A 12,814-nucleotide genomic window follows, 5' to 3' on the forward strand; every position below is an offset into this window, starting at 1 on the left:
GTTAAATCCGTTGGTCAACATCTTGCGCAGGTCCGGCCTGCTCACGGAGGATCTTGACTACCACATTGTCCGCGCCGCGATGGTGATCGTCTTCCTGTTCTTCGGATACCAGAAATGGTGGGCGTACGAGGCGGAACGTCTGATCCCCTACATCAGCAACGGCCCACTGATCTGGTGGCTGTACCCCGTCTTCGGCGTCCGTGGTGCGTGCTGGTTCCTCGGCGTCTCGGAATGGACGTTTGGAACGCTTCTGTTCCTCGGCTTCTGGGACAAGCGGGCCGGCATCCTCGGCGCCCTCGGTTCGACGGGGACGTTCATAGCGACCGTCACCATCATCCCGTTCATGCCCGATGGCTGGGACCAGTCGGCTGGCGGTTTTCCCGCGATGACCGGTAACGTTCCATTCCTCATGAAGGACGTCGTGCTCCTGGCCGTCTCGATTTATTTGCTGAGGCAAGACGTCGTTCGCATCGGGCAGCAATAGAGAATCGTTGCCCCAATCGAAAGCTTTCCGCCCGAAAAATGGAATGCGATACTTTCCCTCAATCTCTCCGCGCCGTTTCACGCGACACGCGCGGTTTTCGCCGGAATGAAGGAAAGGAGATTCGGGCGGAATATCAATGATCGCCGGTGCTGCACTTCCGGTCGATGGCGGGTGGACGGCCCACTAGGTATTCCGCGCATTGAAAGGACGTCACTCATGGAATCGTCGCCAAAATCGCGGCGCCGGCGTGCCAAGGGATCGAGCTCTATCGACGAACGGGAAAATCTGGCCGGACGTCGGCACCGCAGTCTTGCGAGCCCGCGCGACATGTGCTGGCGCAGCGACACGCCGGGACTCAAATGGATCAATCTTGCTCTACAGGGTGGCGGTGCGCATGGCGCCTTCGCCTGGGGTGTGCTCGACCGGCTATTGGAAGACGAACGTATTGCCGTCGATGGCATCAGCGCCACGAGTGCCGGTGCAATGAATGCGACCGTATTCGCCTATGGCCTCGCCGCGGGCGCGCGGGATGGGGCCAAGACCGCCCTTGAAAAATTCTGGCGGCGCATCGCCCAGGCCGCGGCACTCAGTCCGCTGCAGCCGACCTTTTTGGATCGCATCGCCGGAAATCGTTCGCTCGAAAACTCACTCGCATTTGCGATTTTCGACCTGCTGTCGCGGTTGCTTTCCCCTTATCAGTTCAATCCGCTGAACTTTAATCCCTTGCGCCAGGTTCTGGTCGATACGGTCGACTTTGAAGCGCTGCGACATACGCACTGCCCGGTCAAGCTCTTCCTTTCCGCGACCAATGTTCGCACCGGCAAGATCAGGGTTTTTGACAATGACGAGATCGGCCCGGACGCCGTTCTCGCGTCGGGTTGCCTGCCGTTCCTGTTCCGAGCGGTCGAAATCGAGGGCGAGCACTATTGGGATGGCGGCTACATGGGTAATCCCGCGATCTTTCCGCTCATTTATGGATGCGAAAGCCGCGACGTGGTGATCGTGCATATAAACCCCTTGGAGCGGGAGACGCTTCCCATAACCGCAAGTGAAATCATGAATCGAGTGAACGAAATAAGTTTCAATTCATCACTGATGCGGGAAATGCGGGCGATCGCATTCGTCACTAAGCTCATTGAGGAGGGAAAGATCGCTAACGGCTCCCTAAAACACATGATGGTCCACGGTATCATGGCGGAAGATGTGATGCGCGAATTGAGCGTGGCAAGCAAGCTCAACGCCGATCTTGACCACCTTCTCCGCCTCAAAGAAGTCGGGCGAGAGACGGCGCACACTTGGTTATCCGAACACTTTTCCAAGCTCGGAAAGCGGTCATCGATCGATATCCGCGCCATGTACCTCTGATTCGAGGGGGCGGTCACGTTGCGCAGACGTTGCTACGACGTGCCAAGCGCAAGGTCAAACTGGGCCACAGCGCGCCGGTCGGCCACAGAAGTCGATGACGGCCATATTGTTTCCGGATCGGCGCACCGGCTACCATGAGGCCATATGCGCGTTGCGCCACGCGCCATTACGGACGAGATGGTTGTAACACGCGGCGTAAGGACCGTTGCATTCCCGCTGGTCACACCGCGCTCCCCGAAATCGCAAGACCGATGGATGTCGTCTGGGGGATGTCGGTCATCCGTACCGGGACGCTTCGCACTTTAGGACACGCTTACGGCATAGGAGATCCGTCATGGCCAAGATCGATTCCAACGGCTCGTTTCGCCTCGGGGACCGCACCGTCAATCGCATGGGCTATGGCGCCATGCAGCTCGCCGGCCCCGGCGTGTTCGGTCCTCCGAAAGATCGTGCCACAGCAATCGCGGTGCTGCGCGCGGTGGTGGCGAGTGGGGTCAACCACATCGACACCAGCGATTATTATGGCCCGCATATTACGAACCAGCTTATCCGCGAGGCGCTGCATCCCTATCCTGACGATCTGGTCATTGTCACCAAAATCGGCGCCCGGCGCGGCGAAGATGGATCCTGGCTCCCGGCTTTTTCGCCCGCAGAGCTGACCCAGGCTGTACATGACAACCTGCGCAATCTACGGCTTGAAGTGTTGGAGGTGGTGAATCTCCGACTCATGTTCGACACGCACGGGCCTGCCGAAGGACCGATCGAGGCGCCGCTTGCGGCGCTCGTCGAACTCCAGCGGAAGGGCCTTGTGCGACATATCGGTCTGAGCAACGCCACACCGGCACAGATCGCAAAAGCGCGGCGGATGTGCGAGGTCATCTGTGTACAGAACCAATATAATTTGGCGCATCGGGAAGACGACTCCTTAATCGACGACCTCGCTCGTGCCGGCATCGCTTACGTACCGTTCTTTCCGCTCGGCGGGTTCAGTCCTTTGCAGTCGTCCGATTTGTCCAACGTCGCTCAACGCCTCGGCGCCACGCCCATGCAGGTGGCACTCGCATGGCTGCTTCGTCACGCTCGAAATATTCTTTTGATCCCCGGCACCTCATCGCTCGCGCACTTGCGCGAAAACCTGGCGGTCACCGAGCTGCATTTGCCGGACGATGCGGTCATGACACTTGACCGCATTGCAGCGGGGTCGCGGCCCTAGTGCGGCGAAGTGCATCGGACGCGGATTGTGTTCGCTGATTAGCGCGCGCGCAAGCGCAGCCCTGGTTATGAGAGAGGCGTGCTTCGAGGACCGCCATTCAGGGAGCAATAAGCATCCCTGATCTGCAGGAGAACGGGAATCTCGCGTGTGCTCGCGATGGGCCATGAACGCCGGAGAACGCTCCTCAGCTTCGACGGCGGTGCGGACTGGGCTTGTGGCCTGAACGACGCAGAATGAGACGGTATTAGCGGTGAAGTGGCATCGTTCGCATGCGGTGCCTGTGAAATTTTTGAGACGAACCTTGTCCCTCGTTTTCGTGCGGCCGATATAACGGGCGGCGAGAAGGGAGGGCACCTGTGCGCAGTGAGAGCGAAGAGACGACGCGATCGCGCCGTTTTCTGACATCAGGATACGAACCGTCAGTCGATGAGCTTCTGAACGATCCCGTCGTCGGCGCGATCATGCGCTATGACCGGATCACGCAGGAGGATGTGCGCAAAGTTCTCGACGAGGTGAAGCTCAAAGCCGCTTTACGAAGAGGCTCCACGAAAGCGGCCCCTTATGCATGCCAAGGTCGCCCAACACTCGAGCTTCAAACGGAACCGTGCTGATCATCCCGATTGAAGCCGGTCGCACTTTGGGGCTATAGCCGAACCTAGTGTGGTGGATTTGAAGTCCCTGTCATTTTGGTTGCATCCGCGGCTAGGAACTTCAAATCCGAACACCACCCTAGGGGGCGCTCTGATTCCGGTCCGCGCGGATTTCGACTTTTTCTCCCTCGGCCAGATCGACCGGGGGACTCAGGATCACCTTATCGCCATCCGCCACTCCCTTGTCGGCTTCAACCTCGGTGCCGAAGTCGCGGACGACCGTGATTTTCCTGATATGGGCCACGCCGTCTTCGACCACCGCGACTTGCAGTCCGTTGCGGTCGAAGATTATCGCGGACGCGGGAATGATCAGTGCAGGTGTCCTCCGGGGAATCTGCAGCGTAACGGAACAGTAAATCCCCGGTGACAGCGCCCCGTCGGGATTTGGAACGTCGATTTCGGTCAGCAGCGTCCGGGTGTCCGGCTGCAGAGCGCTGGCGATCCGCGTCACTTTGCCGGGGAAGGCACGGTCCGGCATCTCCGGCACATGGATGATTGCGCTGACCCCTGGGCTCACGCCGAATGCCGCGTCCTGCGGCACGTAGGACCAGACCCGAATCACGTCGCTTTGCGTCATTGCAAACATCGGCGTGCTGCTTGCTGTGTCCGCGGTGACCAAGCTGCCGACATCGATGTTCCGCTGCGTGATAACGCCGTCGAAGGGTGCCACGACCTGCTGGTAGGCTTTCTCCTGGTGCAGCACCATGAGTTGGGACTGCATCGCCGCAATATTGGCGGCGGCCGCCTGGGTGGCGTGCTGCTGGGCTTCGTACGTCAGCCGATCCGTGTCGCCTTGCTCCCGCGTGACCCAGCCTTGTTCGGTCAGTCGCGCCGATCGCACGGTGGTGACCCGGGCCAGCTCCCGGTTCGATTCGTTCTGTTTTAGCGTCGCCTCGGCCTGCAGCAAATTCGCCTCGGCCTGAGCGATCTGGTGGTCGAGTTCCGGGGCGGTGATATCGGCGAGGAGCTGTCCCGCCTTTACGTGATCGCCGATGTCGACATAGCGCTTCTCGATATAACCGCTTGCGCGCGCATAGATGTTTGCGGCCTCGAAGGCCTGGGTCGTGCCGGGCAGAATCTCGAGCACTGGACCTTCACGGCTTTGCACCTCGCCGACGCGTACGCTCGGCACGAAATTGACACGCTGCTCGGTTGTCGCCACGGTTTGTCGATGCTGCACGTAGTGGCGCCACACGGCGAAACCGAGCGAGCCAAGAAGTACCGCGAGAATGCCGAGACCGAAGAGCCACCGGCCAAATCCGCCCCGCTGCCGATGCTCCGCCTTTGTGGATTGCTCGATCTCCTGGCTGGGTGACGGCCGCGGCTTGGATTCCGGCGCTTCGGGTCGACCCTCCCGCTGAAGACCGGTCGTCGTATCGTTCATTGGGGAATCTCCTCGAAGACACCATGGGCGCGTTTGCCGTCATTGCCCTTTCGCAGCACTGAGAACAGGTACGGTACGACGAGCAGGGTAGTCGGCGTCGCGAACAAAAGACCGCCGATGACGGCGCGGGCGAGGGCGGCGTTCTGCTCTTCACCAGCACCGCCGATCGCCATTGGTATCATGCCGACGATCATGGCAGCCGCGGTCATCAGCACCGGTCGAATTCGGGTGTGCCCGGCAGAAATCGCCGCATCGAAAGCCTTCATGCCTTCGAGCTGCTGCTCGCGCGCGAACGTGACGAGCAAGATGGAGTTGGCCGATGCGACGCCAACGGCCATGATCGCGCCCATCAGCGACGGCACGCTCAAGGTCGTGTCCGTAATGTAGAGCATGGTAACGATGCCGCAAAATGTCGCCGGCAACGCCAGGATGACGACGAGCGGATCGCCGAAGTTTTGATAGTTCAAAACCATGAGCAGATAGACGAGGACAGCGGCGAATAACAGCCCGATCCCCATGTCGCGGAAAGAGTCGTTCATGCTTTGAATTTGACCGGTCACTTGGATCAAATTTCCGGGCGAGAGTTCTCCCTTCAGCTCTCCGACGATCTTGTCGATGTCCGTGGCGACGCTGCCGAGATCGCGCCCCTGCACGCTGGCATAGATTTCATACACGGGCTGAATATTGGCCTGGTTCGCGCTGCCGACCGTCGAGCCGCGCCTCACCGTCGACACATTGCTGAGCAAACCGGGAATAGGATCGCCGGTGGAAGCAGTCGCCGTGGCCACGGGCGTATTTCCCAAATCGGCTAGCGAGCTGACCCGGTACTCCGGTGTCTGGACGGCGATGTAATAAGGAATTCCCGAGGCGGGATCGGTCCAGAAGTTGGGCGTTACTTGTTCGGACGAGCTCAAGCTGACATTGACATCGGTCGCGACGCTGTTCGCGGTGAGGCCGAACTCCGCGGCTCGCGCACGGTCGATGTCAACGTAGAAGGCTGGGTCATAAACCTCCTGTTGGAGGTGCGCGTCGACTATGCCTGGCACGGCGGCGATGCGCCGCCGAAGCTTTTGCGCGACTTTCAGGTTCTTCACGCGGTCGTAACCGACGGTCCGAACGTTGATTTGAGCGGTGAGCCCGAAATTGAGGATCTGGGTTACCATGTCCGCTGGCTGAAAATAGAAAACATCCTCGGGGAAAGTCGCCGGCAATACCTCGCGCAGCGTGCGAACGTAATTCGCCGTAGGGGCGTGGCCGTCCTTGAGAGCCACCATGATGACGCCATCATTGACATCGATCGTAGTGCCGTCGGCGAATGCCCAGTTGTAAGAGCGCGCCGGCACCCCGAAATTGTCAACGATCAAGTTCCGATCCCGTTCAGGGATGACCTCACGGATCTTGTCCTCGACGGCTTGGAAGATTTGTTCGGTCCGCTCGATCCGTGTTCCCGGCGGCGCGCGGACATGGAGCAGGATCTGGCCGCCATCGATGACGGGAAAGAAATCCCGCCCGACGAACACGAACATCGTGGCCCCGAGGGCGAGTACGATCGCGGCAACAACGGGAACGATGATCCGGCGCTTAAGGAGCACGGTCAGAAGCTCGACGTAACCCTTGCGCAGCCGCTCGAAACCGGCATCGAAGCGGCGATGGAAACGCGCAAACCAGCTCAGTGCTTTAGCCCCGTCAGCAGCGCCATGCTGTTCGCCCTTGAGCAGCAGGCCAATCGTGATTGGCGTCAAGGTGCGGGACAGCCCGTAGGAGGCAAGCATGGCGAACACAACGGCGAGACCGAGTGGGGTGAAGAGGTATTTGGCCGGCCCCTCGAGGAAGATCACGGAGGTAAAGACGCAGCTAATCGCGAGCGTTGAGACCAACGTCGGTACCGCGATGCCGGCCGCACCGTAAAGTGTTGCCTCGGGTAACGGCTTTCCCTCCTCGGTCAGCAGCCGATGGGTGTTTTCGATTGTGACGGTCGAATCGTCGACCAGAATGCCCACGGCGAGCGCCAGGCCGCCGAGCGTCATGGTGTTGATCGTTTCGCCGAGGAAATTGAGCACGACGATTGAGGAAAGCATCGCAAGCGGAATCGAGATCATGACGACCAGCGTCGACCGCCACGAGCCGAGAAAAACCAGAATCATCAGGGCGGTGAGACCCGCCGCGATAGCGCCCTCCCGAAGAACGCCGTCGACGGATTGGGTCACAAACACCGACTGATCGAATAGCTCGCTTATTTTCAATCCCGGTGGTGCCGCCGCCCGCGCCACATGCAGCATGGCCTTGACCGCTTCGACCACATCGAGCGTCGAGGCGTTGCCATTTTTGATGATGCTGAGGAGAACGGAACGTTTCCCGTTCTCCCGGACGACGTTCTGTTGGACCAGGTTGCCATCCCGGACATGACCGACGTCCCTGAGAAATACCGTCGCACCGTTGGCGAATTTGACGGGAATATTATTGAGCTCGTCGATGGTCGACGGCATCGCGTTGGTTCGCACGGTGTACTGCGTGTCGCCGATCTTTGCCGTGCCGGATGGCAGGGTCAGGTTCTGGGCATTTACGGCGTTCACGATGTCCAGTGGGGTCAGCCCCTTGGCCAGGAGCTTGTTCGTGTCGAGGTCGACCATGATCTGCCGATACTTGCCACCGGCGGGCGTGGGCAGCGTCACGCCGTGAATGGGCGCGAGCAACTGCCGCAGCCTGTAGATGCCATAGTCGTAAAGCTGCTGCTCATTGAGCGTGTCCGAGCTGAGGCTGAGCTGCAGGACGGGGACGCTCGAGGCGTTGTATTGCACGACAATCGGCGGCTCTATCCCGGCCGGCAAAAGAGCGCGGATCGCGTTCGTGGCGGCGACGACTTGAGCGATTGCGAGATCGAGATTCACGTCGGGCTGGAAATAGAGCTTCTGGATCGAGATGCCGTATACGGTTTCCGCCTCGATGTCTTTTATGCCGTTGACGTTGGAGCTGATCGCGTATTGACCGTATGTGGTGACGCGTTGTTCCATCTCGGGCACGCTCAGGCCCGTGTATTGCCAAATAATGCTGACGACGGGGATGTTGATTTGCGGGAAGATATCAATCGCCATCGTCCGCAACGCCGTGACGCCAAGGAACAGGATCAGCGCCGCGAGGACGAAGAACGTGTAGGGCCAGCGCAAGGCAAAACGGACGATCCCCATGTCAACAGTCTCTGCTCACAGTCACAGCCTTTTTGGGCTCATTCGGTCGTGGCAGTACCCACGAGTGGGGCGAGTTGGAAATTCGCCGCATTCGGGTGCGCGACGGGGAGCGAATTTCGGACTCAAAGCCACACTAGGAATACGTTGCATCTAGTGTGGTATTCGGATTTGAAGTTCCAAGACGCGGATGCCACCAAAATGACACGAGCCTTAAAGCCACCACACTAGGGTGGGCCTAAATATCCTCGAAACAAGCGCACGAAAGTCAGAAACAACACTCGGCAACCCAACCTCAGGGGATCCCCACGCGCATCAACGACGTGGCCAGTTTATTTATGTTGCATTGCGTAAATCGACAACGGATCGCCCAAACAAAGTTCCGTGATGTCGGAAGTATCGTCGACAAAAGGTTGATTTTATTGCGTTCGAGATCGCTTACTGCGCGAGCGCTTGGGCAAACCTTCATTCGCTGGTTACCCACGAGACGGCAGAGCGTCGGTCTTCCGCTATCACTATCGCGACGCATTACGCCCAAGCCGGCATCGAACCCCTTGCGCCGGGCGGCCAGAGGATGGGGACGCGACGCTCAAGAAAGCTGCGGCCGTACTCGAAGGGCGCAGCGAGAGAAAGATCCACGTGCGATGCCTGACGGATCTCGTTGTCGAACGGTTCGCCATGGGACGATTTGAGGAGGCGCAATCGCCGATAGCCGAAGCCGTGGCACGCGGGCGCTCGGCGGAGAAGGACGAGTGGGTCACGCGTGCCCAAGTCTATGGGGCAGAGGTGGAAGCGGCACTCGGTAATCTCGAGCGGGCAATCGCGCAAAGCCAGGAAGCAATCGCGCGCCGTCGCGCGATGCGGCGACTAGGTCTACTCGGACACGCGCTCTGCGACCTTGCCGGCTATCTCCTCGCTGTCGACATATTGTCGGACGCAACCGCAGCCGTTCGCAAAGGCCTTCCGCTCGCAGGTGCGGGCAGCGTGATCGGCGGTATTGCCACCGCTATGGGACTCCAGCATCTGGATGGTTTGTCGGGCCTGGGGTCGTATGGCGCCCCGTATGCGATCTCCATGGCGGGGTGGTATGCTATGGCAATATCGGCTTGGGCCGTTGGCTTGACTTCGCGGCGGTCGGGCCGGATTTCCACCGGGGCAGTTGCGTTTTATCGATGTGTGCAGTGCGGCGGATCGCCCGGTCCTGATGTCGGCGCGATCTACGGAGTTGTTCGGGGGCTATGAAACGGTCCCGATCGGGCACGATGCGCGGAAATAGTTTGCAGAGCCCCTTGACCTACACGACTTGCGCGCGGGAATGCCAAAGTCGGTCAAGAGAGAACGGACAGTTCAGTCGAAACCTATTCTGATCGATACTAACCCAAAAGGGATTATCGTCATGAACAGAGTCAAGAACACCCATGTTCCCGTCACCGATGAAAGCACCGGCAGAGGCCTGGCGCCGGAGCCGAAGCGGGTCGGGAGGGATCAGACAGCGCTTAAAGTCGGATCGCCACCGACGCCGCCCAAATCTTACGAACTGAGCAAGACACACAGAACGCAGCAACGTTCGGCGTTCGAAAGAACTATTCTGCTGCTCCAAGGGGGCGGTGCTCTCGGCGCTTACCAGGGCGGGGTTTATCAGGCGCTGTCGGAGGCCGACATTCACCCGGACTGGGTCGCGGGTATCTCGATCGGATCGATCAACGCCGCGATCATTGCTGGCAACCCACCGAACCAGCGCGTCGAAAAGCTGAGGGAGTTCTGGGACCGTGTCACGAGTCGATCCTTCAATGTCATGGGTGGCAAATTGGACTCGCTGCTGGCGCGCGGGGACGCCGCGCGCAGCGTCCTCAATCAAATAAGCGCCGTCACGGCGATTGTGGAGGGTGCGTCGGGGTTCTTCAAACCACGGATGTTGAGCCCTTGGCTTCAACCGCCCGGCACGGTCGAGGCGACAAGCTACTACGACACGACACAACTCAAGGCGACGCTCGAGGCTCTTATCGACTTCGACCGAATAAACGCCGACCACCTCAAACCGCGTCTCAGTCTCGGCGCCGTCAATGTGCGGAGCGGCAATCTGATCTATTTCGATTCGCCGAGCCAGAACATCAATGCAGAGCACGTGATGGCAAGCGGCGCATTGCCACCCGGATTTCCAGCGGTCGAAATCGAGGGTGAGCGATTTTGGGATGGCGGGCTCGTCTCGAATACACCGCTTCAATGGATTGCCATGACGCAGATGCCACAGGACTCGCTCGTTTTTCAGGTCGATCTCTGGAGTGCGCGGGGCGAGTTCCCGCGCAATCTCGCGGAGGTGGCGACCCGGCAAAAGGAGATCCAATACTCGAGCCGAACCCGCGCCTTTACCGATTACCTGAAGCATGTCACGAAGCTGCGGAATATGCTCTCGACGCTCCTCGAGGAACTGCCGGAGGAAATGAAACAGAGAGAAGAAGTGAAGTTCCTAAATTCGGTTGTGAAACCGCACGCCGCCAACATCGTGCACTTGATATACAGGCCAAAGGGCTACGAGGGGGATTCCAAGGATTACGAGTTCTCGCGCCGCTCCATGGAGGAACACTGGCAGGCCGGCTATTACGACGCCGTGCGCGCACTCCGCCATCCCGAAATTTTCGAGCGGGCGATGGGGCGGTACGATAGGCTCCTCACCTTCGATTTCAGCCGCGGGAACGAAGCTTGAGACACGATATTGGAGACGAACTGCCGCACACGTAGTGCCGTCGGCCACACGCTTCGTGATCGAACGACCGCTCACGACGAAACTCAAACCCAGATTACCGGACGAGCCCCCGTCGGGCATTCCGGCAAGGGGTTGGGCTACGCCCAGGCCCAGTCGTAAACGTTCCAGCTATAGCTCGTGACGTATTGGTTGGGCTTTACCCCGATCAGGCCCTTCTTCTTGAGATCGCCTTCGATGGACCCGCCCTGCGGGGCGAACGGCACCTCGTCGAGCAGGATTTGCTGGATCTTTGCGTAGGTCTGCTTGCGCTCCTCCTGCTCCGACTGCGTAACACCGAGCTCGAGCAATCGGTCGACCTCCGGGTTCTGGTATTGCACGTAGTTCGACCCCGCCCCGTCTTTGACCGGGATCTGCTTCGAGTGGCAGCGCGCCGTGTAGTCGGGGTCCATGCCGACCGTCGGCTCCCAGGCCACGAGCAGCGTGTCGAACTGGCTCTTCGTCGTGTATTCGCCCCACACCACCGAGGCCGGCATGTTTTTGATTTCCATCGCGACGCCAATCTTCTTCCAGTTCTGCTGGAAAAGAGCCTGGCAGCCCTGACGCGCCTGGTTGCCGGCGGTCGTCGACATGGTGAACTGCAACTTGACGCCGTCCTTGGCACGGATGCCGTCCGCGCCCAAGCGCCACCCCGCCTCATCGAGCATTTTCACCGCCAATTCGGGATTGGGGGTTTCCTCCTTGAGCGCGTGGTTGTATGCCCAATGCGTCGGGTGCAGGTAAGCAAGGGTCCGCGCCCATGTTTTGAAATAGACATCGTCGAGCGACTTCTGCATCTCGGCCGCGATGTAGAGCGCCTTCCTGACCTTTGGATCGGCGAATTGGGGCTTGCCGCAGTTGAAGTAGATGAACTGGACGAAGGGCGTGGGCGTCCTCGAGAAATCGAGGCCGGGTAGTGCTGTTGCCTCGACCCAGCGGTCGGCCGGCACGCCCTGGAGGCCAAGATAGTCGATCTCGCCGGTCTTGATCTGCTCGTACATGACGAGGAGGTCGGGCACGAATTTGTGGATGAACTGCGCCGTTTTGGCCGGTCCGCGATGATAGTTCGGGTTCCTCTCGTAGACCATGTGGCTGCCGGCGACGCGGCTCTTAAGCATGAAGGGCCCCGTTCCGATCGGCTGGCTGTTGTAAGGGGCGGTGTTGATGTCGGCCTCGCCCTTCAGCAGATGCGCTGGGACGATGTGCATGTTCTGCCATGCCCACACGAAGGGCGTGTAGGACCGGGCCAGCTCCATCTCCACGCTGTAGTCGTCGATTACCTTGAAATTCTTGATCGAATCGAAGCCTCCGCGCGACCTCACGGCGACCTTTGGATTGACGATCGTCTGATAGGTGAATTCGACGTCGCGCGCCGTGAAGGGCTGTCCGTCGGTCCACTTGACGTCACGCCGGAGATTGACCTTCCAGACAAGTCCGTCCGGGGAGATGCCACCGTTGGCCCGCGTCGGCACCGCGGTCGCCAGGTTCGGGATGAAGTTGCCGTTCTCGTCGATGTCCCACAACGCGTCGAACATGCAGGATTCGGGTACGTTTTCTGTACCCGTGTTGACGTAGAGGAGCGGGTTGAATTGCACCGGCTCCTGCGACATCGCCATGATGATGCGGTCTTTGTTCTGCTGTGCGATCGTTGGGGCGGCGAACCCGGCCGTGCCAGTCGCTGCCAACAAAGCGCCCTTCGCCGCGCCCTTCAATACGTCGCGGCGGGTAATCCCCATGCGGCTCATCTTCGACATCGGGCCCTCCCCATGGATATGTCGCGATGTCACGCACGTGGC

General features: G+C 59.8%; 9 protein-coding genes. 6 read left to right on the top strand and 3 right to left on the bottom strand.

The window, feature by feature from the left end; genetic code table 11:
* The 4 genes from VEJ16_14200 to VEJ16_14215 all read left to right on the top strand — a co-directional run.
* On the top strand, nt 1-484 hold a 484-nt coding region (locus VEJ16_14200; GenBank protein HYB10814.1), incomplete at its 5' end, for a DUF417 family protein.
* A 327-nt stretch (nt 485-811) separates the two neighbouring features.
* The gene (locus VEJ16_14205; GenBank protein ID HYB10815.1) at nt 812-1,849 is read left to right on the top strand and encodes a patatin-like phospholipase family protein; all 1,038 of its coding nucleotides are present in this window, start codon (nt 812-814) and stop codon (nt 1,847-1,849) included.
* 334 nt (nt 1,850-2,183) lie between these two features.
* Nucleotides 2,184-3,062 (top strand): aldo/keto reductase family oxidoreductase, encoded by an 879-nt coding sequence (locus VEJ16_14210; protein ID HYB10816.1) that lies wholly within the window; start codon nt 2,184-2,186, stop codon nt 3,060-3,062.
* 356 nt (nt 3,063-3,418) lie between these two features.
* A complete protein-coding gene (locus VEJ16_14215) occupies nt 3,419-3,673 on the top strand; it encodes a hypothetical protein (GenBank protein HYB10817.1) in 255 nt (84 codons plus the stop codon).
* Nucleotides 3,674-3,791: 118 nt separating this feature from the next.
* Here VEJ16_14215 and VEJ16_14220 read toward each other — a convergent pair whose 3' ends face one another.
* Together VEJ16_14220 and VEJ16_14225 are read right to left on the bottom strand one after the other, a co-directional pair.
* Nucleotides 3,792-5,096, bottom strand: coding sequence for an efflux RND transporter periplasmic adaptor subunit (locus VEJ16_14220; protein ID HYB10818.1), 1,305 nt, complete (start codon nt 5,094-5,096; stop codon nt 3,792-3,794).
* Nucleotides 5,093-8,281: an efflux RND transporter permease subunit gene (locus VEJ16_14225; protein ID HYB10819.1), complete on the bottom strand. Its 3,189-nt coding sequence runs from the start codon at nt 8,279-8,281 to the stop codon at nt 5,093-5,095. Before VEJ16_14225 ends, VEJ16_14220 begins: the two co-directional genes overlap by 4 nt.
* Before the next feature lie 636 nt (nt 8,282-8,917).
* On the opposite strand from VEJ16_14225, the gene VEJ16_14230 reads away from it, so the two are divergent.
* Both VEJ16_14230 and VEJ16_14235 read left to right on the top strand, forming a co-directional pair.
* On the top strand, nt 8,918-9,520 hold the full coding sequence (locus VEJ16_14230) for a hypothetical protein (GenBank protein HYB10820.1): 603 nt from the start codon (nt 8,918-8,920) through the stop codon (nt 9,518-9,520).
* 154 nt (nt 9,521-9,674) lie between these two features.
* Nucleotides 9,675-10,982: a patatin-like phospholipase family protein gene (locus VEJ16_14235; GenBank protein HYB10821.1), complete on the top strand. Its 1,308-nt coding sequence runs from the start codon at nt 9,675-9,677 to the stop codon at nt 10,980-10,982.
* A gap of 137 nt (nt 10,983-11,119) precedes the next feature.
* On the opposite strand, the gene VEJ16_14240 is transcribed toward VEJ16_14235, so the two are convergent.
* Nucleotides 11,120-12,772, bottom strand: coding sequence for a peptide ABC transporter substrate-binding protein (locus tag VEJ16_14240; GenBank protein ID HYB10822.1), 1,653 nt, complete (start codon nt 12,770-12,772; stop codon nt 11,120-11,122).
* Nucleotides 12,773-12,814: the final 42 nt, after the last annotated feature.

Source organism: Alphaproteobacteria bacterium, from assembly GCA_035625915.1.
Taxonomy (GTDB): Bacteria; Pseudomonadota; Alphaproteobacteria; order JACZXZ01; family JACZXZ01; genus DATDHA01.